Consider the following 21,315-nt stretch of genomic DNA (forward strand, 5'->3'; position numbering starts at 1 on the left):
ATGTTCAGCATCGACTCCGCACAGATCGATGCTTGGATTGTTGCCTTCATCTATCCGTTAACACGTATCCTGGCTTTCATTGCGACCGCTCCTCTGTGGAGTAATGCCGGTGTGCCTGGCCGCACTCGCCTGATTTTGGCTATCGCCATTACTGTTGCCATCACCCCAATCCTGCCAGCTATGCCGATAGTTCAACCGGCGTCGCTTGCGGGCCTGTGGATCCTGTTGCAACAAATGTTGATCGGTATTGGAATGGGATTTGCAGCGAAAATCGTATTTAGCGGGATTGAGTTGGCAGGCGAATTTATCGGCGCGCAAATGGGACTGGGCTTCGCTACCTTCTATGACCCATTGAGTTCATCACAAACACCTGTAATTTCAGAATTTATCAACTTGATTGCGCTACTGCTATTTCTGTCCATGAATGGCCACCTTCTTTATTTGGCGACCTTGGTGCAAAGTTTCTCGAGTATCCCGGTCAGTGCAGTGCCACTTGGTGCTGGATCTTGGTTAAATTTAGCCGAACTGGGAGGGAAAATATTCTCGGCGGGGTTGCTGTTGGCGCTCCCTATAGTGGTCGCGCTGCTGATCACCAATGTTGCACTCGCCGTATTAACTCGAGCAGCCCCCCAACTGAATATATTCGCGTTAGGTTTCCCTTTAACGCTAATAGGTGGATTTTTTGGGCTTGCAGTCAGCCTGAATTATCTTGCGACACCGCTACAGAATATTTTTGAATTCGGGATGAGTGCCATGCTTGGATATGCTTTGCCAGGCAAATAAGCCTGTCTAGTTTTGCAGGAATGAATCTGCTTGCTGTCGCTGAACCAGGCGAACAACACCCTCAGCAACGCGGCGCGCGCCGATCGTTTGAGAGTCGATCCCTTCGGTGTACTCGACGATCTGATAGCTGCCGAATCCCTGCTCATACTGCAACTGACTTGCCCGACGTTTGAGAATCTGGATCGACTCTCCGGCACCGCCAGTATGGTAGCGCTTCATCTTTAATGAGAAGCGATAAGTATCATCATTGAGGCGAGCCTCTTCAATTTCCCAATTTGGCGCCAGCGGGTCATAAACAACATAGATTGCCGCAGCCACCACCGCGGTAGTTGCCAAGTTGGCCAGCGAGATAGAGGTCTTCGCCGTTAACTGGATCGCCTTGTTCGGAATAATCGCCGAGCCTGACGACCCGGTCGAGCTGCAACCTGAAGCCAACAGCGCACCACCAGCAATCAAAAGTATTTTTATTTTCATAGGATGCTGAACAAGCTGAGTTGGCTAATCTGCTTAAAAGCCAATTGTGCCGCTTCAAGCTGCATCTTTTTTTGTGAGATATCGGTTATCGCCTGCGTGTAGTCAAGGTCCTGCAATGCGGATAACGAGGCAGCATATTGGAGCTTCATATCCTCCCCTGAATTGGTCAACGAATCCAGCTCCTTGAGACTCGAGCCTATACCCGCGCGAACTTTATTTACATTCTCAAGCGCTTGATCAATTCCCCCTAAACTTTCAGCAAGTCTGTTGGAGTACTCCGTCGAGGTATATGCGCCACTAATGCCAGTAATCAGCGTGTCGATGGCACTACGCAAGGTGGTAAAAATGCTTTGATTTGTACTCGGGACGATGGTGAACGTATCGCCATTGGCAGGCTGCCCGGAAAGCACGACACTTGAACCGAAATCGGATGCTGGTGCCGTCGTTCTTTCCAGCTTGATCGATTGCCCCGGCGAGTAGGGTTGAGGGGCGGTATAAGCTGTCGTTCCTGCGGGATTATCAAACAATTGATAGCTTGTAACACCACCGGTCACCGAAAACTGGATTTGCACCCCGCCAGGATAGGCGGAAAGCGCTGCCGCCCATTTGAGTGGATCGGAAACAGAACCTTGGTCAATGATTCCAGAGCCTGTATTAATTGGAGCGCCGACACCTGTAGTAGCCGCGGAAGTAACGAAATTGCCATTGCCATTTCGCACTGCTTCAAACAATTCCTTACCGCTTACATTGGTTGCCATTTGACGAGATGCGCCGACCTGCAACATCCGCTTACCGTCATCTCCCAGATAAGCCGCACCGGATGCTGTTTCGCTGAACGGCTTTACCGCACCTTGATACCCGGAAAACAGGTAGTTACCCTCCCCGTCCTGTGCATTGGCTAGCCCCATCAACTCAGAATAACGTGCCTCCAGCTCTGTCTTGATATAGGAACGATCACTATTCGTCAGCGTAGTACTACCTGCCTGAACCAGCCGGTCCCGTACGTTTTGCAGCAGGTCGCCAACAGATGCGACTTGCGACTCTACAAGACTCAGTTTGCCTTGGGCATTGCTCTGATTCGTCAAGAACTGTGCTGAAACAGCCGCCGATTGCGTCAATACCAATGCTTGCGCTGAACCTATCGGATCATCTGCCGGCGTCAACACCCTGCGGCCGGTAGACATCTGATTTTGCAACTTGAACAAGTCACTCTGGTTGCGACCAATTCCGTTCGCACCCGAGTTAAATATCTGAGATGTGCTAATTCGCATGTCGTACTCCGTTAACGAATTTGCAGAATGGTATCAAACAGCGTTTTGCCAATTTCTAGTAGTTTGGCAGATGCTTGATAAGCCTGCTGAAAGCGAATCATATTGGCAGCTTCTTCGTCCAGATTAACGCCGGACAATGAATCACGCGTGGCTTGGGCCTGATCCAGCACCGCCTGCTGAGCATCGCCCGTCACCTTCAACTCCCGGGTCTTGATGCCATTATTGGCAACCAATTGGGCATAAGCCCCCTGAAATGTTGCCTTGGCACCGGCCATCGTGTTTTTTGTCTGCAACTGCCCCAAGGCCAGCGCATTTCGACCATCCGCGGTACCCGCCGAATTCAGCGAGAGCTTGAAAGTATCACCATCGCTAGGCTGCCCGGTTAGCTGAAAACTCATGCCGTCGACCGATATGGTCATGCCCTGGGTATAAGCGACCGGCGGCAATGCCGGGGCACTTTCGGCACTGCCAGGCAATTTAACGATGACTGTATCGGACAAGCCCAAACCAGTGAAACTAAGTTGGGTTGGTGACGCAGCATTATAGGTAACCGTAATATCGCCGGCGCGTAGCAAATTTACATCGAACCCGGGAACGGTCTTTCCAGACGAAATTGCACCGTTTCCCTTGTTGGTATCGGTTGCGCTCGTACGAAATGGAACCGCTGCCGCTACTGCTCTGGAATCTGCTGCTATAACGGGATCCACAGAAACATTCTTTGCGGCATTGCGAGTGGGTTGAATAAGAAAACTATCGCCTATATTCGCCCCGCCACTCTGGACAGAAATTCCAAACCCTTCGGTACTTTGAACTGTCGCCGTCAAATTTGTTAGCGTATCCGCTGACCACTGCTTATTATCTGACAATCGGCTCAACGAAAAGAGATCAACGTTAGCGGCATTTTTCCCTGCATAAGTGAGCCGATAGTCACTTGAGGTCAAATTAGTATAAAAATTACCGTCACTCACCTCTGGGCCGTAAGGCGGCGGATTAGTCAATTGAGCGGTAACAACCAGGTTGCCGGTATTGTGACTATTCGCATTTACCGTTGGTATCAGATTCGCGACGTTAAAAAAGTCTGCGTTGAAGGCTGCACCGTCACCGCTGGCGTTACCCGACAAATCCATCCCCAGCGCATGCTGCGCGTTGAATGTGAGCGCTACCGAAGCAGCGACCCGTCCCAATTCATTCATCGCCTTATCCAGTGATTCATTCCTGAACGACACCAGTCCACCGAGTTGTCCGCCGGAAATTAGCTGCTCCGGTAGTTCCATCGAACTGCCGGTCATAGTCTGCAAACCAACGGCAATGCGCGAAGGATCAGCACTGGCCGCCATGGCAGTAAGGGTCATCGCTTGATCACCGACCACCAGTTGCTGTCCTGTCCCAATAAAGACATTGAAAGAGCCATTACTGTTGGTACTGGTCGATACCTTGATCAGTTTGTTCAGTTCATTGATCAACGTATCGCGTTGATCCAGCAAATCATTTGCCGGCTGACCGTAGGAGGACTCCGCAACAATTATGCGCTGGTTAAGGTCCGCGATCTGGCTTGAATAGCTGTTGATGCTCGTCACCGCATCCTGAATCTTTCCGTTAACTTCGTCGGAAATCTCACTCAAACGGGAATCCAGAGACTGAAAACGATTAACCAAGGTGGTGGCCGACGAGACCATCGACTCGCGAGCAGAGAGTAGCGAAGGATTCGACGCCACCTGCTGAACCCCGCTGAAAAAATCCTGCAACGCCGGGGTCAGTCCAGCAGATGGATCCGCCAGAAGATTGTCGATCTGGCTGATTTCTGCATAGTTGGCATTAATCTCACTCACACTTGTCTGAGCTGAATTCAGCTGCCCGGTCAAATAGCGGTCGTACATGCGCTCGATAGTCTGGACATGAACGCCTTGCCCAATTGATCCGGCACCAGTGTTTACGGCGATATTGGTCGCCTGAACCGCGCGCTGCCGGGTATAACCCGGCGTACTGGCGTTGACGACGTTGTGCTCGGTCGCCAGCAAGTTCAACTGGGCCGCTGCAATACCACTAACGCCAATACTGTAAATTCCTGTGCTCATCATTCACCTCATTGAGGTTAACGACCAGTTGACCTCAAAGTTTAGGACAATCAACCAATCAATGCTTGCCGCATGGTCGGGCCATTGATAATGCGCGACAATTTGTCTGCGTACATCGGATCAGTGGCATAACCGGCCTGTTGCAAACGTTTCGCAAACTCCGTGCCATCCTGAGACCCAATAACAGCGCCATAGCGAGAATTGTTACGCAGCAGGTTAGCGTAATCCCGGAATCCTTCTTCGTAGGAGCCGTACGCCCGGAAGCGTTCTACCACCTGCCGGGGTTGGCCATCCACGTATTCAGTGGTGGTCGCATCGACGGTCTGGCCGGTCCAGTTCTTTCCTGCCTTGATGCCGAAAAGGTTATAGCTGCTGGAGCCATCTGCCCGCTTGATCTCGCTCTTGCCCCAGCCACTTTCCAGGGCTGAATGTCCAACCAGAAATTGCGGTGGGATTCCGGTTGACCGCGAAGCCTCCACCGCATGCGGCCACACGCGACCGACAAACTCCTTCGATGTCGCCGGTGCGTCGGTCGTATTCAGTGCCGACTGATTCACATCCAATTTCTGATAAGACGCCAAAGTCGGCAAGCTACTCAGGACTGTTTGATACTGCAGATGACGGGCATCGGAAGCGGCAAGCGGCAAGCTTGTGCCGGCAGGGTTTGCCGGCACTGTCGAGGCAGACTCGCCTTGAGTCGCTGCGATTGTCTTCCCCAATTGCTGCTCGATCAGCTTGGCAAAACCCACACCTTTCCCGCTGGCCGAAAGATTCTGGGCCATTTGCTGATCAAGCAGCGAGGTATAGAAGCGCGATTGATCACTATTCAAAACGCCATCCTGTGGCACTGTATCCCGCATACTTTTCAGCACTTGCTGCAGGAACAGGGTTTCGAATTGCTGCGCAGCTGCCTTCAGTCCGCCCTGCGGATCCTTGGCAAACTCGCTGCGCAAATCCTGCGCGGATTTGACGTCAAACGCCGCCCGATTCGGCTGATTCTGAACCTGTATCGACATAACAATCGTCAGATGACTTCGAGCTCAGCGTGCAAGGCGCCAGCCGCCTTCATCGCCTGGAGAATGGCCAGCAAATCCATGGGATTGGCCCCTAGTGCATTCAATGCCTTGACCACATCAGACAGATTGGCGCCCGCCTTGACGTTCATCAAGCTGCCATTGTCCTGCTTTACCTGGATGTCTGCGCTTTGGCCGAACTGCGGTTGCCCGCTGTCCACCACCACTGAGAGATTTCCGTGTGCAACGGCACATGACTCCAGCGTCACTTTCTGATTCATCACCACGGAACCGGTCCGTGGATTGACAATGACTTTCGCCATCCCGACCATCGGCTGAACATCCAGATTATCGATACGCCCCAGGAAGGCAACGCGAGCGTCAGCTTCATCAGGGACGCGAACCGAGATGCGACGTCCATCGATCGCCTGTGCTGTGCCAGGCCCGCCGCTTTTGTTGATCGCATCGGCGACTTTCTGCACCGTGCCGTAATCGCTGCTGCCCAGTTCGTAATAAACCACACCACCTTGTCCGACAGGGGTTGGAACGGCTCGCTCAACCGTCGCCCCGGCGGGAATTCTGCCAGCTGAAAGGTGATTGACTGTGACCTTGGAACCACCGGATGAAGCGCCCGCCCCCCCAACGAGCACATTGCCCTGTGCAATCGCGTAAACCTGGCCATCAGCACCCTTCAACTGGGTCATCACCAGCGTCCCGCCACGCAGGCTCTTGGCATTTCCCATTGAAGAAACCGTTACATCAATCGGCTGTCCCGGCCGGGAATAAGCGGGCAAATTGGCCGTAACCATCACAGCAGCCACATTTTTCAATTGCAGCTTCTGGGATTGCTCCTGGGTCAGATTGACCCCCATCTGCGACAACATGTTGCCGATGGCCTGAGTGGTAAATGGCGTCTGTGTGGTTTGGTCGCCGGTGTTATCGAGACCGACGACAATACCGTAGCCAATCAACTGGTTGTTGCGCACGCCCTGGATACTGGCCAGATCCTTGATTCGCTCGGCAACTGCCGGCTGACTCCACAGCGGCAGGATGAAGGCGGCCAGAATTGCCGACTGATAGAACAATTTGCCGCTTTTCGTCTTCATGATGCTTCTCCGCGAATATTTCCCTAGAACGGCATCACATTAAGGAAGAACCGTGCCAACCAACCCATGATCTGACCATCGCTAACCTGGCCGGACGATTTGTACTCGATCCGAGCGTCGGCAATCTTCGACGATTCGACAACGTTGAATGCATCGACAAAACTGGGATTAACCACGCCGGAAATGCGCACAAATTGCTGCTCACTACCGATTGCCACCTGCTTCTCTCCGGAAATCAACAAGTTGCCATTCGGCATGACGTCGATCACGGTCACCGTCATGTTGCCGTTAAAGATATTATTGTTGGCTGCCTCACCTTTGCCACTGAAGGCATTGGCGCTTTGCGCATTAAGATCGAGACCGAGCAACCCCTTGCCGGGCAAGCCGGTCAAGCCACTGACAGAAGCCGTGGCGACATTCGACTTATCAAGCTTGTTGTTGGATTTCGTTGAGGCGGTGGTGCTTTCCGTAATCTTGACAGTAATCGTATCGCCCACATAACGGGCCCGTCTGTCTTCGAACAAGGGGCGGCTGTTTGCTGCCTGATAGATCGCACCATTGCCATTCGGCATATCAAAACGCGGCGATGGACGAGCCGTCATTGGCTGATGCACGTTGGTAGGTGGTACCGTCGAACATCCTGCGGTCAACAGTAAAAAAAGCAGAAAAATGAAATTCATGACCTTACCTCACAGTTGCGTCAGACGCCCCAGCATGGCGTCGGAGGTAGAAATCACCTTGGAATTCAACTCGTAGGCACGCTGAGTCTGGATCATGGTCACCAACTCCTCCGCCACGTTGACATTGGAGGTTTCGACATAGCCTTGATTGACCGTACCGGCACCATTCGTTCCCGGCGTATTCGGCGTTGGCGTACCGCTGGCAGCAGTTTCCAGAAAGAGATTCTGACCGATGCTTTGCAAGCCAGCCGGATTGATGAAGGTTGCCAACTGGATGCTGCCGATTTGCGTCGCGGCAGCCGTACCTGGCTGGGTCACTGAAACGGTCCCGTCCGTACCTATGCTGACCGACAAGGCGGTGGCCGGGATCGTGATGTTGGGTTGAAGGGGGTAGCCGTCGGAAGTGACGATCTGCCCTTGGTTGTCCTTTTGAAACGACCCGTCGCGGGTATAACCTGTCGTCCCGTCCGGCAGCAATATCTGGAAAAACCCACTACCCTGCGCCGCCAAATCGAGCGCATTGTCAGTCTTCTGCAAATTGCCCTGCGTAAAAATATGCGCAGTAGCCACCGGGCGGACGCCGGTTCCAAGCTGAAGGCCGGTCGGAATCTGCGTCTGTTGCGACGACTGCGCACCGGGCTGCCTCAGGTTCTGATAAAGCAGATCCTCGAAGACTGCGCGGGAGCGCTTGAAACCGTTGGTACTGACGTTGGCCAGATTATTGGAGATGACATCCAACTGGGTCTGTTGGGCATCCAGGCCGGTACGGGCAATCCACAGGGAACGAATCATGATTCAGGTCCTATCAGGCACTCAGGGACAGCAATTGATCAGCGCGTTGAGCATTGGTGTCAGCGGTCTGCATCATCTTCATCTGCATTTCGAACTGGCGTGACAAGCTGATCAAATTCACCATGGCATCCGTCACATTCACGTTGCTGCCCTCCAACGTTCCGGGGGCCAGTTTGACATTCTGGTCGGCAGGCGCTGGCTGGTTGTCACGCATACGGAACAAGCCATCGCCACCGCGAACCATGTCGGCCTCCGGGGGATTGACCAGCTTGATCCGCCCAACCGCATTGGCATTATTGGGCGTGCCAAAGGTAGGAACGATGGATACCGTGCCATCCGGCGCGATTTCAATCGTATTGTCGGGCGGAATATTGATCGGTCCACCATCGCCGGCTACCGTCAGGCCACTCTTTGTTTGCAACAGTCCTGTGACATCCACATCCAGGCTACCTGCCCGGGTGTAGGCCTCGCTGCCATCCGGCATCTGAACAGCAATCCAGCCCTTGCCATTGACCGCCACGTCGAGGTTGCGCCCGGAAAACATCAACGGACCCTGATCCATCACGTCACTGACCGACGCGTCGACCACAAACGCGCGCGTTGGCATGCCATCGCCCAGCACAGGCACCGCCCGAAAGCGATGCTCCTGTGCCTTGAAGCCAATGGTACTGGCGTTGGCCAGGTTATTTGCTGTCCCGGCCTGTTGCATGAAAACATGCTTGGCACCGGTCATTGCCGTGTAGATCAGGCGATCCATGTCAGTGACTCAGCGGGTCATTTAACGAAGATTGACCAACGTCTGCATGATCTGGTCCTGCGTCTTGATCGACTGCGCATTAGCCTGGTAGTTGCGCTGCTGCGTAATCAGGTTAACCAGTTCGGCGGTCAGATCAACATTGGACTCTTCAACAGACGAGGAGGTCAAAACGCCCAGATTAGAAGTATTTGGGGCACCAACCAGCGCCGGACCGGACGTTGAGGTTTCGCTCCACTGATTGTTACCAAGCGCCTGCAAGCCATTGGGATTGGTGAAGTTCGCCAGCACTACCTGGCCTTGGGCAAAAGTCTGACCATTGCTATAGCGGCCTTGCACGATGCCGTCAGCACCGACCGACAAGCCGACCAGGTGCCCTGCGGCGTAGCCGTCCTGCTCCAGGCGGTTGGTGCCAAAGGCGCTACCGAACTGTGTCGTGCCGGTAAAGTCGAGCGTGAATGTCTGTGGAGAGAGCGAACCATTACCCAAAGGCTGGCCGCTACTCTTCATCACATTCAGCATATCCACAGTAACCGTCATCGGACTGGAAGTTAGCTTTCCGTAGGAATCAAATTGCAGCAGGCCAATCGGACCCTGGCCTGCTGGGGCTTGAGTCGTCGACGACACATTCTGATTGGTTGTGCCATCGACATTCGAATAAACCGCCCACTCTCCCGCATTCGCTGTCTTGCGGAAATAGAAAGTCTGGGTATGCGCATTGCCCAAGGTGTCGTAAATGGACAGCGCCGTCGAGTAGTTATAACTTAGCGGATCGGGCGCAAAGGCCGTGGCGGAGCCGGCAGCACCACCATCGTTCAACGCGGTGGTCGGCTCCGTCTTACGAGAATCAAGATTCAGGCTCGCTTTGACGCCATTGAAGGTGCTGCTGGAATTCAAGCCGGTCGCCTGAGGCGACAGGTCGGATGCGGAGATCTGAATTGGCGACGGTGTAGAAGGAATAACGATGCCTGACTGAGCTGCATAGCCAGTTAGCTTCATCCCTTGGTCGTTGATCACGTAGCCATTTTTGTCCAGATGGAACTGACCATTACGCGAATATGTCGTCGCGCCGTTCTGATCCATGCGGAAGAAACCGGCGCCATTGATCGAAATATCCAGCGGATTATTCGTCGAGGTGATATTGCCTTGGGTAAATTGCTGCTGGATCGCCGAGAGATTGACACCGATGCCGATCTGACTGGAACCCGCGCCGGCCAATGAGGCCGCATACACATCGCCAAAGTGAGCGACCGAAGACTTGTAGCCAACGGTGCTGGAGTTGGCGATATTGTGGCTGGTCGCGTCAATTGCCTTGGAGGCGCCATTCAGACCGCTCAATGCTTGCTGGAATGCCATTTTCTAAACCCTCACAGAATTTGCTGGACGTCCTTGAAGGCAACATCGCCCAAGGCACCAAGATCAAGGACGAAACCACCATTGCTTCTAGCAACAGCAGAAACCGTGCCAATTTTCATGGCTGTCGCGGTGACCGTGTTGCTGCCCGCCGAGGCATCAACCGTAAAGGTGTAGTTACCGTCAGCCAGCGTATTGCCGCTTGCATCCTTGCCATCCCACACAAAATAGAAACTGCCAGCATCCTTGGCGCCCAGGTTTTCGGTCTGCACTACCTTGCCGGTGGCATCCTTGATATTCAAGGTCACAGTATCGGCTGCCATATCGAGCAGAGCGCCGCCATAGGCCTTGCTGCCGGAGAGCGGCAAAGCATTGCCGGCCACCATCACATTTTTGCCGATGATGCCTGCCGCCTGCAGACCCTGCGTTTCGTTGTAGCCGGACAGAAGATCTGTCAGCGTGGAATTAAGCTTTTCGATGCCGGTAACGGTATTCAACTGAGCCAGTTGCGTCGTGATCTGAGCGTTGTCCATCGGGTTGAGCGGATCTTGGTTCTGGATCTGAGTTATCAACAACGTCAGGAATTTGTTTTCCGCAGCCGCTGCCGTGCTCGAAGTCGAGGACTTGGTGGTGCCATTGATCGACGCAAAAACATCCGCTGCGGTCGTCGAAGTGGTATTTGTAACGCTAGCCATCATCGTCTCCTAGTTAACCTTGACCGATCTGCAAGGTGCGCAGCATCATGGTCTTGGCGGTATTCATTACCTCGACGTTCGTTTGATAGGAACGCGAGGCGGAAATCATGTTCGTCATTTCATCGACCACATTGACATTGGGGAAGGCCACATAGCCCTTCTCGTCTGCAGCAGGATTTTTGGGGTCGTAGACGAGCCGGGGTGGCGAGGCATCTTCGACCACCTGCCGCACACGAACGCCTTTCGACATTTCGCCGGCACCTCCCATTGGCGTCGCCTCGAAAACTACCTGCTTGGAGCGATAAGGCTTTCCATCAGAAGAAATTACGCTGTCGGCATTTGCCAGGTTGGAAGCCACGGTATTCAGGCGCATCGACTGCGCTGTCATGGCGCTGGATGAAACCTGGAAGACATTGAAAAGACTCATGATGGCTCCTTAGCTCGACGTCGAGGCAAGCGCACTGCGCACGCCTTTGAACTGCTCGCTGATCAATTGCGTAAGAATCTGATATTGCAGTGCATTTTCAGTGATGTTTGAACGCTCGACATCCATGTCAACGGTATTACCATCGACCGCCGACTGAACGTCTGCCCGATACATGAGCGAAGCGGGTCCGCCGTTGCCGGCGCCATCCATATGACCAGCAGAGGTGCGCGCCAATTCGACACCACCCGCCGTCAAGTTTCCTGACATGGCGTTACGCATTGCGCCTTCGAAACTGAAATCACGCGCCTTGTAATTCGGCGTGTCCGCATTCGCGATGTTGGATGCCAGAACTTGATGACGCTGCGTGCGCAGGTTCATCGCCTGACTGAGAACTGAAATTTTCTGTTCGAGACTTGCCATCGTTCGCTCCATCAATATGGAGAACATTTAGCACAGTCCATGCCACGCCTTGAAAAGGTGCTTTCACGCACAAACCGGCAAATGCTCAGGCAAAACTTGCCGGAATGTGCCCTGCTGATGTCGCGATCAGGCAAAATATGCAAATGTTCATTCGCATCATCTTGTTGTTTCTTTTTCTGGCGTCAAGCCTCCTAGCATACGCAGCGGAGACCGATCTCGTTCTCGACACGGCAGAGCGCTACGTTCGCCTGCAATCGCAGGGCATGTCCGGCCAAGTCAAAATCACAATGGGGAAACTGGACGTCAGTCGCCTGCCCCCCTGTAGCGCGCACGAAGCTTTCTCGCCACCGGGGGCCCGACTGAGGGGCAGGAGCCATGTCGGTGTTCGCTGTCTGGGGCCGAACATCTGGAGCGTTTATGTCCCAGTGAATATTTCGGTCATCGGTAACTACGTGACAACCAGCCGCCCCCTGAGCGCCGGCCAGACACTCAGCGCCACTGATCTGACAACCTTGTCAGGCGACCTAACCAGCCAACCTACCGGCGTCGTCATCGATCCGCAAAAGGCAATCGGGAAAACCTTACGCAATTCGCTGGGCGCTGGCCAGCCCTTGCGTACAGACCAGTTGCTCGCGCCATTGGTTATCCGCCAAGGCCAAACCGTCAATGTCATCTCTAAAGGTTCCGGTTTTACCGTCAGCGCCGAGGGTAAAGCATTGAACAACGCGGCAGAAGGGCAGCTCGCACAAATTCGCATGAATTCTGGACAAACGCTTACTGGTGTCGCCAATGCAGACGGTAGTGTAGAAATTTCTTTTTAAAGCTAAAGTTCTACCTGAAGCAGCCGTTAATCTGTTCAAGCCCTAAAGTTTTGAGAAGATCATCATGAAGATCGATAGCACTTACAAGCCAGCGACATCAGCCATCTCGCCCAAGCCGGCAACAACCCAATCTTCCATGCCCACAGCGGCACAGGATGAGGTCAGTCTTAGCAAACTGGCTGGCACGCTACAATCAGGCGAACATCCGCCGATCAACATGGCACGCATTCAGGAAATCAAGCAGGCGATTTCAGAAGGCCGCTTCAAGATCAATCCGGAAGCAATCGCCGACCGACTGATAGAGTCAAGCCGCGAACTGCTCAACAGTAGCAAACAGCGCCAGGCATGACGTCTGCTGTTGCGGCCATTATCGAACGGGAAATTGAACAGGTTTCCCGATTCATATCGATCCTGAATGAAGAACAGGATGCGCTAAAACGGGGTGAGGTCGCGGCGCTTTCCGATCTAATTTCCCGCAAAACCCCACTGGTTGAATCACTAAACGCGCTTGAAAACGAACGCCTTGTAGCCCTTGACTTGCCATCTGCTGAAACCGGGGCTGGCATTATGGATACTTGGCTGGCAATTAACAGCAAGGACAGCCTTGCTGCGGTCAACTGGAAAAAACTGCTTAATTTCGCAAATGAAGCCAAGACCTTGCATGAGCTCAATGCGCAGCTGGTCGACATGCATCTTCGCCAGACATCGGAAATTTTGTCCATTCTGACCGCCCAACCCGAAGGCGCGACAACCCTTTACGGTAGTAGCGGCCAAACCCTGCCAGCCACTGGTAGCCGAATTGTCGATTCGGCCTGATTTGCTGTTCTAGCCCCCTGCCGGGCGGGCGTCCTTGAGCTCGGTCGGTTCCTCTGGGCGATTCGAATCAATCTGAATACTGACCCGGCGATTTCTTGCCCGTCCCTCAATCGTAGTATTTGTTTCCAGCGGACGCGTTTCGCCATAACCAATAGCAGTCAGGCGCTCCGCGCCAACGCCGCCATCGTTGAACAAACGCAATACGCTGGTCGCCCGCATGGCTGACAATTCCCAATTCGATGGAAATTGTGGCGTCGCAATCGGCACGTTGTCGGTATGGCCTTCAATGGTAATCGGGAAGTCCGAAGCTGCCAGCACCTTGGCGATGGCCAACATGGCATTTACGGACGCTGGTTCCAGCTTTGCCTGTCCGGCCGGAAAAAGAATACTGTCATTGATTTCAATGGTAACGCCACGACTGGTTTCCAGCAGTCGCACCTTCCCCTGAGCAACCAATGGCTGCAAAGCCTCCATGATGTCGTTGGCGACATTTTTCATTTTTTGCCGCTGTTCGGTTTTTTTCAGGTCAGCCAGCCTGTCCGGCTTGACTATCGGCTTTACCGGCAGCAGCGGCGCCCCCTGAATTACGGCAATGGGAGGCCCTCCCGGTTGCCCTGTCACATTCTTGAACGCGTTGGTCAACGAGTTCGACAGGACCTTGTACTTGCCCTCATTAACCGACGATATCGCGTACATGACGACAAAAAATGCGAACAACAGGGTAATGAAGTCAGCGTAGGAAACTAGCCAGCGATCGTGGTTTTCAGGTTCCTCTTCGCGGCGCTTGCGGGCCATCAGTGCAAATAACCTTTCAGACGACCTTCGATGATCCGGGGATTGTCACCCACAGCAATTCCGACCAGCCCGTCAATCAACATTTCCCGGGATGAGACCATGCGCGTCACGTAGTACTTGAGCTTGGCGGCAATCGGCAAGTAAACAAGATTTGCCAAGCCGACACCATAGATGGTCGCCACGAAGGCGACCGCAATCCCGCTTCCCAGCTTGGTAGGATCTGACAGATTTTCCATCACATGAATCAAACCCATGACAGCCCCGAGAATACCGATCGTTGGCGAGTATCCGCCCGCAGCATCCCAGATTTTCGCAGACTGGCGCCATTCGTCTTCAAACGTATTGATTTCCACTTCAAGGAGTTCGCGAATGCGCTCGGGATCGGCGCCATCCACCAACAACTGAAGGCCTTTGCGCGCAAACTCATCCTTGATGGCGGGAATATAATTTTCCAGGGCCAGAAGACCTTCACGTCGAGAAACCTGGCTCCAGTTCAGAATCTGATCGATCAGACGCTTCTGCTCGATGACCGGCGGAACCCAGACCCACTTTGCCATTTTCAGGCCGCGCCTGAAAATGTGTATGGGACTCTGCAACAATACTGCGCCCAACGTCCCCCCCAACACGATCAACAGTGCGGTGGGTTGAACCAGCGAGCCTGCATTGCCGCCTTCCAGATACTGGCCGCCAATGATCGCGAAAACGCTGATCGCCAAACCGGCCAGACTTATTTTATCCACAGGCCTTCTCCTTGCGGCGTTTTTTTGCCGCAGGAATTTCACCGGTAATTTGGGCGCGCAAACGTGCTATCGCTTGGCTGTGCAACTGGCAGACGCGGGACTCGGTGACACCCATGACCTCACCGATCTCGCGCAGATTCAGATCCTGCTCGTAATACAGTGCCATCATGAGTTTTTCGCGCTCTGGCAACTGACTGATTGCGCTTACCAATTGCGCCTTAACGCCCTGGTCCTCCAGAATGGAGACAGGATCGGCATCGTTGTCCGTGAAGTGGCGTTCAAGAAAATCCTCATCGCCGCTGCCGGAAAAGTCTTCAAGGTACACAATCTGGTGCCCCCGCGCATCCTGCAGGGTTTTTTGATAGTCGGCCAAGGTCATACCCAACGCTTCTGCCAGTTCGCGTTCTGACGGTGCTCGTCCGTGCTCATGTTCCAGTTGGCTCATCGCGGTTTCGATACGGCGCAGTTCCCGGCGCAAGTTACGCGGTAACCAGTCGTTTTCGCGGAGCCCATCGAGCATGGCGCCACGAATGCGTTGAGTTGCATAGGTTTCGAACTGGGCCCCGAAGCCTTCCTGATAGCGATCAATCGCATCCAGCAATCCCAGCATGCCGTTCTGAACCAGATCATCGAATTGAATACTTGGCGGCAAACGCGCCATCAGATGATAGGCGATACGCTTCACCAGCGGCACGAAGCGCTGAACCAACTGTTCTCTATCTGGCTGCCCCGCAGCGGTATACATCAGGCTCGAAGTACGTTCGGTGTTATGCGTTGGCTCAAGTGTAGCAGTTGCTGCATGAATTGCTCGACCCCACCAGCCTCGCTTTCACTGCGTTGCCAGTAAGAAATATCGGATGCAATGTCACGGAACGCTGTGGCAGAAGGTGAGTCAGGCGCCTGAACAAGCACAGACCGGCAAAGTTGGGATGACTGTCTCAGCGCATCATCCAGTGGAATAGCACCCGCGTAATCCAGACGCGCTATTCCGCGCTGAGCCGCAACTTGGGCAATATTTTCGAAAATTGAACGGGCATCCGACTGACTGCGTACTTTATTTACCAAAATCCGGAAGTGCTTCCTTGAGAAGGCGTGGCTTACTTTTTTGATCAGCGAGTAAGCTTCGGTAATTGATGCGCTACTACCGGAAAGCACGACCACGGTCTCCTGCGAGACCAGACCAAAAGGAGAGAAGCCGTTGGGATGGGCCATGCTTGCATCGACCAGTATTACGTCAATTGGCCGCTCAAGGCCGGACATAGCATCAAGCAAGGTCTGCTGCTGGGGCAGCGATAAACGCCCCAACTTCTTGACTGCGCGCGCGGCAGGCAAAACACGCAAACCGTTCATTGGCTGCAGTAAAACCTGCGACAAGGGCATTTCCCGTTGCACGACATTAAGGAGATCATTGCGAGCCACCAAGCCGAATGTGGCAGCGATGTCATCACCAGATGCGTGCTCGTCGATGATCAACACTTCTTTGCCCAAACGAGCCATCGCTACACCAATATTGGCAACAGCCACGCTGCGGCCAACACCGTCGCACCCTGATACGAAGGTAATTACCTGCAATTGCTGTCCACCGCCCAGCAAGCGACGCAGGCCGGCCGCTTGATCTACGCGAAAATCAGCCACGGCGGCCTCCGGCAGCGACCATGCCGGCATTCGCCATCATCAGACCCGGCTCGACGCCATCGAATTTGTGCGGCGAATTCTCGGGAACATCCTTGAACGCCCGGTGCAGCAAATAACTGCGATTCGGCAGATGCAAATCTTCAGGCACGCGCTGGCCATTGGATACGTATTGCAACTTGAGGCCGTGACGCATGACAACATCCAGCACGGTCGCCAAACTGGCCGCTTCATCAATCTTGGTCAGGATGCAACCAGCGAGGCTATCCCCGGCATAAGCACGGACCACATCGTCCAAGGTATCGCCGCGCGACGTTGAATTAAGCAACAGCAGTCGCTGTACATCACAGCCCGCCAACATGTCGGTCAATTCTGGAACCAGCTTGTCTTTTTGGCTCATGCCCATGGTGTCGATCAATACCATGTGCTTATGCTGCAACTCCACCAGGGTCTGGCGCAGCTCATTCTGATCCTTCACCAGATGCACAGAGACGCCAAGAATGCGGCCATAGATTCGAAGTTGTTCATGGGCACCGATACGGTAGCCGTCAGTGGTCACCAGAGCAACCTTGCTCGGACCATGACGCAACACACAGCGCGCCGCCAGCTTGGCAGTCGTTGTTGTCTTTCCAACCCCGGTCGGGCCTACCAGAGCATAGACACCACCCCGGTCAACAATGTCATTGTCACTACCGATAGTCATCAACGAGCGGTCGGCTCCTCCCTTCACCCACGCCATGGCTTCGAGGCCGTTCATTTCACGTGGCAGATCGTGAAGCAGATCACGAGCGAATTGCGGTGAAAATCCGGCATCGAGCATTTGACGCAAAATATCGGTTTTTACTGGCTCCGAGCGGGCTGACTCACCCCAAGCAAATCCGGCCAGATGTTGCTCGACAATCTTGCGCAGCGAACGAATCTCATCCATAACCTCCATCGGCACCACTTCAGCCTCAGCTCGTCGTGGAGTAGGCGTTTGAGGCAATGGCGGCATCTCTGGAGCACCATTCATGGCGGGATGCTGGCTTGCTGCGGTCGACGGCGAAGAACGGCCAATTTCCAAATTTCGTAAAGCCCCCGTTCGGGGAATGCCAGCATTAACCGAAGTTATCGGACGTTGAGGCGGTACCGGATTGGCAGCCGGTCGCGACACCTGCTGGGGAGGTGAAACCACCGTTGGCTGCGGCGGCTGCGAAATCCGCGCACGAGCTGAGCTCAACACGACACGATAGTCATCATCTGCGTCGGAAGGGGCCGGTCGCCTTTCGACTGGAGGACGATCGGCAACTGAAGTTGGAACGATCATCGCCATATCGCGAGCTGCAACAGCCATGATCTCCACGCCACCGGGAACACCGCGATTGGAAAGAATAATCGCATCGTTGCCCAGTGTTTCCTTCACTTTCCTCAGGGCGTCCCTTGCGTTGGCTGCGATAAATTTTCTGACGTTCATGTTCTACCTCCGATGATCGAGGTCACCTTGATAATTCGGGTTTCAGGTACTTCGTTGTGAGACAGCACCTTCAACTGGGGAACGGTGCGACGCAAGAATTTGGACAACAGCACGCGCAAACTGGCTGGCACGAGAAGAACAGCAGGTAACCCGAGCCCTTCCTGACGCTCTGCAGCGGCAGCCGTTTCGCGCACAAGCGTATCGGCAAGACCGGGCTCAAAGCTGGTGTTCTCTGAACCGCCTGCAACCGCCTGTGACAGAAGCCGCTCCAGGGTGGGATCAAGCGACATGACCTGCATTTCACTATTGCCCGGGAACAATTGCTGGACTATGGCGCGGCCAAGTGCGATACGCACCTGAGTCGAGAGCTCGTCTGCATTTTGAGTACGCGTTGCATGATCGGCGACGGTTTCGATAATCGTCCGCATGTCGCGAATGTGTACGCCTTCCTCGAGCATCGCCTGCAAAACCTTCTGCAAGGTACCCAATGGCAAAATCTTGGGAACCAGATCTTCCACCAGTTTGGGAATTTCCTTGCCCAAATGATCGAGCAGTTGCTGAACCTCCTGGCGACCCAGCAATTCAGCTGCATGCGTCAGAATCAAGTGATTTAAGTGGGTGGCGACCACTGTCGACGCATCTACAACGGTATACCCATAGGCCTGCGCCTGATCCCGCTGATTTGCGTCAATCCAGATCGCCGGCAAACCGAACGCAGGATCCTTGGTTGCAGTACCGTTCAATGTTCCCGCAACACGCCCTGGATTAATGGCCATGAACTGGCCTGAATAGGCCTCGCCCTGCCCTACCTCAACCCCCTTGAGAAGTATTCGATAGGCATTAGGCTTAAGTTCAAGATTGTCACGAATGTGCACCGGCGAGACAAGAAAGCCAACCTCCTGGGCGAATTTCTTGCGGATACCGCGAATACGGCGCAACAACTCACCATCCTGAGACTTATCGACCAGCGGGATCAAGCGATAACCAACCTCCAGCCCGAGAACATCAAGCGGTGCAACATCCCCCCAAGTAGCCTCCATCGCATCTTGGACCGGAGCAGGAGCCACTTTGACCGGCGCTTCGACAATACGCTTTTCCTTTTCCATCATCCGCCAGGACATCCACCCCAAACCGGAAGATAGCAACAGGAAGACTAAATTCGGCATACCCGGTATCAATCCGAGGAATCCAACAATGGCCGCAGTAATGGCAATCACCCGGCCATTTCGGAACATCTGGCCCATCACCTGTTGACCTATATCGCGGTCGTCAGACACTCGTGTCACGACCATACCGGCAGCAATCGAAATGATCAGTCCCGGAATTTGCGCAACAAGACCATCGCCAATCGTCAACAAGGTGTAATTCTTGGCCGCCTGCGCGATTTCCATATCGTGCTGAAAGACGCCAACAATCAGCCCACCCACGACATTGAGCAACATGATGACGATACCAGCCACCGCATCGCCACGAACGAACTTCGAAGCACCGTCCATCGAGCCAAAGAACTCAGCTTCGCGTGAAATCTCCGTGCGGCGCTTCCGGGCATCCTCTTCCCCGATCAGGCCGGCATTAAGATCGGCATCGATAGCCATCTGCTTGCCAGGCATGGCGTCGAGGGTAAAGCGTGCGGACACTTCCGCTACCCGGCCGGCACCTTTTGTAATCACGACGAAATTGATGACAACAAGAATCATGAATACAACGATACCCACGGCGAAATTACCACCGACCAGAAAATGACCAAAAGCCTCAATCACCTTACCTGCCGCATCCGGCCCGCTATGCCCTTCAAGCATTACCACTCGCGTCGAAGCGACATTCAAGGACAGGCGCAGCAAGGTAGTTACCAACAGGACGGTTGGAAAAACCGAGAATTCCAGCGTTTTTTGCGTGTTGACCGCAACAAGTAGAACCAGCACGGAGATTGCGATATTGAATGTAAAAAACACATCCAGCACAAAAGCGGGCAATGGCAAGACCATCATTGCCAAGATCATCAAGATCAGGATGGGCGCCCCCAGCTGGGTGACATTCATCCGCGCTAAAAATCCCTGCATGCCGAGCGATGTCGCAGCCATTTACGCAGCCTCCGGAACAAGCTCAGGCGGAACAGGAAGATCGCGTGGCGGGATAGGATATACCCCGCCGATCTGACGCCAATTGGCAAGCTGGTAGATATAAGCAAGAACCTCCGCAACTGCGTTATACAGGGCGGAGGGAATTTCCGAGTCTAGTTCGGCATGTTTATATAGCGCTCGGGCTAGAGGCGGCGCCTCCAAGATCGGCACCGAGTGCTCGCCGGCGATTTCGCGAATCTTCAAGGCAATCACCCCCGCCCCTTTGGCCACCACCCTAGGCGCCGCCATCCCCGTTTGATAGGCAAGCGCCACAGCATAGTGCGTCGGATTGGTCACCACCACATTAGCCTGAGGCACCGAGGACATCATGCGTTTTCGGGCCGCTTGCATTTGCAGGCTACGGATACGACCCTTGACGTGCGGATCGCCCATCATCTCCTTCATCTCCTGCTTGATCTCTTCCTTGGTCATTTTCAGTTTGTCGAAATATTGCCAAAGCTGAAAGGGAACATCTGCCGCCACTACAAGCACGAGCGTCGAAGCCAAAAGGAGAAAAGAAAACGACACCAAGTTCCCGGCATGAGCCAAGCCGGCCTCAAGTGGCTCGCCGAGCAAACCAAAGATCTCATCCCGCTCTTTCCAAATCAGCAGGACAGCGACGCTGCCTAACAATCCAGCCTTCAGAATTGCTTTGCCGAGCTCCATCAAGCTATTCCAAGAAAACATCCGGCCGAAACCGGTCAGGGGATTCAATCGATTCAGGTCCGGAACCAAAGCCTGCGATGAAAAAACCCATGCATTCAGAAAGAACGGTGGGAGGACCGCAGCAAGTAGAAGCAAACCGAGCAAGGGAGAAAAAGCAAACAGTGCATCGCCGGAAATTTCCGCCAGACGAGGAAGCATGAGCGCTGGCTCACGCATCACTTCAGGCTCGATGGAAAAACCCCGTTGGACGAACGCCATCGAACGTCCAATCAACCATCCACCCATTGACCAAAAAGCAGCACCAGCCACGACCAAAACAAGAAAAGTACTAAGTTCGCGAGAATGCGGGACCTGTCCCTGCTCTCGGGCCTGCTCGATTCGCCTGCTTGTAGGCTCTTCGGATTTCTCGAGGTCGCTATCTTCAGCCAT

23 protein-coding genes are annotated in these 21,315 nt (G+C 54.0%); 4 read left to right on the plus strand and 19 right to left on the minus strand.

The window, feature by feature from the left end; genetic code table 11:
- Entirely contained in the window at positions 1-783 is a 783-nt protein-coding gene (gene fliR / locus IPJ12_05535) for a flagellar biosynthetic protein FliR (protein ID MBK7646620.1), read from the plus strand.
- A gap of 6 nt (positions 784-789) precedes the next feature.
- Here fliR and IPJ12_05540 read toward each other — a convergent pair whose 3' ends face one another.
- Genes IPJ12_05540 through flgB form a run of 12 tightly spaced genes read right to left on the minus strand, consistent with a single transcriptional unit; the run spans position 790 to position 11,843 of the window.
- Complete coding sequence (locus IPJ12_05540; GenBank protein MBK7646621.1) at positions 790-1,257, minus strand: hypothetical protein; 468 nt, start codon at positions 1,255-1,257, stop codon at positions 790-792.
- Positions 1,254-2,528 (minus strand): flagellar hook-associated protein FlgL, encoded by a 1,275-nt coding sequence (flgL, locus tag IPJ12_05545; GenBank protein MBK7646622.1) that lies wholly within the window; start codon positions 2,526-2,528, stop codon positions 1,254-1,256. The genes IPJ12_05540 and flgL overlap by 4 nt, the downstream gene beginning before the upstream one ends.
- 11 nt (positions 2,529-2,539) lie before the next feature.
- Positions 2,540-4,603 carry a flagellar hook-associated protein FlgK gene (gene flgK, locus IPJ12_05550; protein ID MBK7646623.1) on the minus strand — a complete coding sequence of 688 codons (2,064 nt, stop codon included), beginning with the start codon at positions 4,601-4,603 and terminating at the stop codon, positions 2,540-2,542.
- Between the two features lie 50 nt (positions 4,604-4,653).
- Positions 4,654-5,619 carry a flagellar assembly peptidoglycan hydrolase FlgJ gene (gene flgJ, locus IPJ12_05555; GenBank protein ID MBK7646624.1) on the minus strand — a complete coding sequence of 322 codons (966 nt, stop codon included), beginning with the start codon at positions 5,617-5,619 and terminating at the stop codon, positions 4,654-4,656.
- Between the two features lie 8 nt (positions 5,620-5,627).
- The gene (locus IPJ12_05560) at positions 5,628-6,722 is read right to left on the minus strand and encodes a flagellar basal body P-ring protein FlgI (GenBank protein ID MBK7646625.1); all 1,095 of its coding nucleotides are present in this window, start codon (positions 6,720-6,722) and stop codon (positions 5,628-5,630) included.
- Positions 6,723-6,745: 23 nt separating this feature from the next.
- Positions 6,746-7,402 (minus strand): flagellar basal body L-ring protein FlgH, encoded by a 657-nt coding sequence (locus tag IPJ12_05565; GenBank protein MBK7646626.1) that lies wholly within the window; start codon positions 7,400-7,402, stop codon positions 6,746-6,748.
- 9 nt (positions 7,403-7,411) lie between these two features.
- Complete coding sequence (gene flgG, locus IPJ12_05570) at positions 7,412-8,194, minus strand: flagellar basal-body rod protein FlgG (GenBank protein ID MBK7646627.1); 783 nt, start codon at positions 8,192-8,194, stop codon at positions 7,412-7,414.
- 13 nt (positions 8,195-8,207) lie between these two features.
- Positions 8,208-8,951, minus strand: coding sequence for a flagellar basal body rod protein FlgF (locus IPJ12_05575; GenBank protein ID MBK7646628.1), 744 nt, complete (start codon positions 8,949-8,951; stop codon positions 8,208-8,210).
- 21 nt (positions 8,952-8,972) lie between these two features.
- Positions 8,973-10,304: a flagellar hook protein FlgE gene (flgE, locus tag IPJ12_05580; GenBank protein ID MBK7646629.1), complete on the minus strand. Its 1,332-nt coding sequence runs from the start codon at positions 10,302-10,304 to the stop codon at positions 8,973-8,975.
- An 11-nt stretch (positions 10,305-10,315) separates the two neighbouring features.
- Positions 10,316-10,996, minus strand: a complete 681-nt coding sequence (locus IPJ12_05585) for a flagellar hook assembly protein FlgD (GenBank protein ID MBK7646630.1) — start codon at positions 10,994-10,996, stop codon at positions 10,316-10,318.
- Between the two features lie 13 nt (positions 10,997-11,009).
- Entirely contained in the window at positions 11,010-11,423 is a 414-nt protein-coding gene (gene flgC, locus IPJ12_05590; protein ID MBK7646631.1) for a flagellar basal body rod protein FlgC, read from the minus strand.
- Positions 11,424-11,432: 9 nt separating this feature from the next.
- The gene (gene flgB / locus IPJ12_05595; GenBank protein ID MBK7646632.1) at positions 11,433-11,843 is read right to left on the minus strand and encodes a flagellar basal body rod protein FlgB; all 411 of its coding nucleotides are present in this window, start codon (positions 11,841-11,843) and stop codon (positions 11,433-11,435) included.
- A gap of 143 nt (positions 11,844-11,986) precedes the next feature.
- On the opposite strand from flgB, the gene flgA reads away from it, so the two are divergent.
- From flgA to IPJ12_05610, 3 genes are all read left to right on the plus strand, one after another.
- Complete coding sequence (gene flgA, locus IPJ12_05600) at positions 11,987-12,664, plus strand: flagellar basal body P-ring formation protein FlgA (GenBank protein MBK7646633.1); 678 nt, start codon at positions 11,987-11,989, stop codon at positions 12,662-12,664.
- A gap of 64 nt (positions 12,665-12,728) precedes the next feature.
- Complete coding sequence (gene flgM, locus IPJ12_05605) at positions 12,729-13,013, plus strand: flagellar biosynthesis anti-sigma factor FlgM (protein MBK7646634.1); 285 nt, start codon at positions 12,729-12,731, stop codon at positions 13,011-13,013.
- Positions 13,010-13,480 carry a flagellar protein FlgN gene (locus IPJ12_05610; protein ID MBK7646635.1) on the plus strand — a complete coding sequence of 157 codons (471 nt, stop codon included), beginning with the start codon at positions 13,010-13,012 and terminating at the stop codon, positions 13,478-13,480. The genes flgM and IPJ12_05610 overlap by 4 nt, the downstream gene beginning before the upstream one ends.
- A 9-nt stretch (positions 13,481-13,489) precedes the next feature.
- Here the strand turns inward: IPJ12_05610 and motD are convergent, their stop codons facing one another.
- From motD to flhB, 7 genes are read right to left on the minus strand one after another with little or no spacing between them, the layout of a single operon-like run.
- Positions 13,490-14,275, minus strand: a complete 786-nt coding sequence (gene motD, locus IPJ12_05615; protein MBK7646636.1) for a flagellar motor protein MotD — start codon at positions 14,273-14,275, stop codon at positions 13,490-13,492.
- Positions 14,275-15,015 carry a flagellar motor protein gene (locus IPJ12_05620; protein ID MBK7646637.1) on the minus strand — a complete coding sequence of 247 codons (741 nt, stop codon included), beginning with the start codon at positions 15,013-15,015 and terminating at the stop codon, positions 14,275-14,277. The genes motD and IPJ12_05620 overlap by 1 nt, the downstream gene beginning before the upstream one ends.
- Complete coding sequence (locus IPJ12_05625; protein ID MBK7646638.1) at positions 15,008-15,760, minus strand: RNA polymerase sigma factor FliA; 753 nt, start codon at positions 15,758-15,760, stop codon at positions 15,008-15,010. Before IPJ12_05625 ends, IPJ12_05620 begins: the two co-directional genes overlap by 8 nt.
- Positions 15,760-16,650: a MinD/ParA family protein gene (locus IPJ12_05630; protein MBK7646639.1), complete on the minus strand. Its 891-nt coding sequence runs from the start codon at positions 16,648-16,650 to the stop codon at positions 15,760-15,762. The genes IPJ12_05625 and IPJ12_05630 overlap by 1 nt, the downstream gene beginning before the upstream one ends.
- Positions 16,643-18,100: a flagellar biosynthesis protein FlhF gene (flhF, locus tag IPJ12_05635; GenBank protein ID MBK7646640.1), complete on the minus strand. Its 1,458-nt coding sequence runs from the start codon at positions 18,098-18,100 to the stop codon at positions 16,643-16,645. Before flhF ends, IPJ12_05630 begins: the two co-directional genes overlap by 8 nt.
- Positions 18,097-20,181: a flagellar biosynthesis protein FlhA gene (gene flhA, locus IPJ12_05640; protein MBK7646641.1), complete on the minus strand. Its 2,085-nt coding sequence runs from the start codon at positions 20,179-20,181 to the stop codon at positions 18,097-18,099. The genes flhF and flhA overlap by 4 nt, the downstream gene beginning before the upstream one ends.
- Positions 20,182-21,315 carry a flagellar type III secretion system protein FlhB gene (gene flhB, locus IPJ12_05645; GenBank protein ID MBK7646642.1) on the minus strand — a complete coding sequence of 378 codons (1,134 nt, stop codon included), beginning with the start codon at positions 21,313-21,315 and terminating at the stop codon, positions 20,182-20,184.

Source organism: Betaproteobacteria bacterium (genome assembly GCA_016709965.1).
Taxonomy (GTDB): Bacteria; Pseudomonadota; Gammaproteobacteria; order Burkholderiales; family Rhodocyclaceae; genus Azonexus; species Azonexus amarohabitans.

What these genes read in the sequence shown, in the direction of transcription:
- IPJ12_05565 (MBK7646626.1), bottom strand. Translation starts at nt 7,402, where the DNA reads ATGAATTTCATTTTTCTGCTTTTTTTACTGTTGACCGCAGGATGTTCG.
- flgL (MBK7646622.1), bottom strand. Translation starts at nt 2,528, where the DNA reads ATGCGAATTAGCACATCTCAGATATTTAACTCGGGTGCGAACGGAATT.
- IPJ12_05540 (MBK7646621.1), bottom strand. Translation starts at nt 1,257, where the DNA reads ATGAAAATAAAAATACTTTTGATTGCTGGTGGTGCGCTGTTGGCTTCA.
- flhA (MBK7646641.1), bottom strand. Translation starts at nt 20,181, where the DNA reads ATGGCTGCGACATCGCTCGGCATGCAGGGATTTTTAGCGCGGATGAAT.
- flhF (MBK7646640.1), bottom strand. Translation starts at nt 18,100, where the DNA reads ATGAACGTCAGAAAATTTATCGCAGCCAACGCAAGGGACGCCCTGAGG.
- flgE (MBK7646629.1), bottom strand. Translation starts at nt 10,304, where the DNA reads ATGGCATTCCAGCAAGCATTGAGCGGTCTGAATGGCGCCTCCAAGGCA.
- flgC (MBK7646631.1), bottom strand. Translation starts at nt 11,423, where the DNA reads ATGAGTCTTTTCAATGTCTTCCAGGTTTCATCCAGCGCCATGACAGCG.
- flgM (MBK7646634.1), top strand. Translation starts at nt 12,729, where the DNA reads ATGAAGATCGATAGCACTTACAAGCCAGCGACATCAGCCATCTCGCCC.
- flgK (MBK7646623.1), bottom strand. Translation starts at nt 4,603, where the DNA reads ATGAGCACAGGAATTTACAGTATTGGCGTTAGTGGTATTGCAGCGGCC.
- IPJ12_05625 (MBK7646638.1), bottom strand. Translation starts at nt 15,760, where the DNA reads ATGTATACCGCTGCGGGGCAGCCAGATAGAGAACAGTTGGTTCAGCGC.
- IPJ12_05585 (MBK7646630.1), bottom strand. Translation starts at nt 10,996, where the DNA reads ATGGCTAGCGTTACAAATACCACTTCGACGACCGCAGCGGATGTTTTT.
- IPJ12_05575 (MBK7646628.1), bottom strand. Translation starts at nt 8,951, where the DNA reads ATGGATCGCCTGATCTACACGGCAATGACCGGTGCCAAGCATGTTTTC.
- flgB (MBK7646632.1), bottom strand. Translation starts at nt 11,843, where the DNA reads ATGGCAAGTCTCGAACAGAAAATTTCAGTTCTCAGTCAGGCGATGAAC.
- motD (MBK7646636.1), bottom strand. Translation starts at nt 14,275, where the DNA reads ATGGCCCGCAAGCGCCGCGAAGAGGAACCTGAAAACCACGATCGCTGG.
- flhB (MBK7646642.1), bottom strand. Translation starts at nt 21,315, where the DNA reads ATGGCTGAAGATAGCGACCTCGAGAAATCCGAAGAGCCTACAAGCAGG.
- flgJ (MBK7646624.1), bottom strand. Translation starts at nt 5,619, where the DNA reads ATGTCGATACAGGTTCAGAATCAGCCGAATCGGGCGGCGTTTGACGTC.
- flgG (MBK7646627.1), bottom strand. Translation starts at nt 8,194, where the DNA reads ATGATTCGTTCCCTGTGGATTGCCCGTACCGGCCTGGATGCCCAACAG.
- IPJ12_05610 (MBK7646635.1), top strand. Translation starts at nt 13,010, where the DNA reads ATGACGTCTGCTGTTGCGGCCATTATCGAACGGGAAATTGAACAGGTT.
- IPJ12_05560 (MBK7646625.1), bottom strand. Translation starts at nt 6,722, where the DNA reads ATGAAGACGAAAAGCGGCAAATTGTTCTATCAGTCGGCAATTCTGGCC.
- fliR (MBK7646620.1), top strand. Translation starts at nt 1, where the DNA reads ATGTTCAGCATCGACTCCGCACAGATCGATGCTTGGATTGTTGCCTTC.
- flgA (MBK7646633.1), top strand. Translation starts at nt 11,987, where the DNA reads ATGTTCATTCGCATCATCTTGTTGTTTCTTTTTCTGGCGTCAAGCCTC.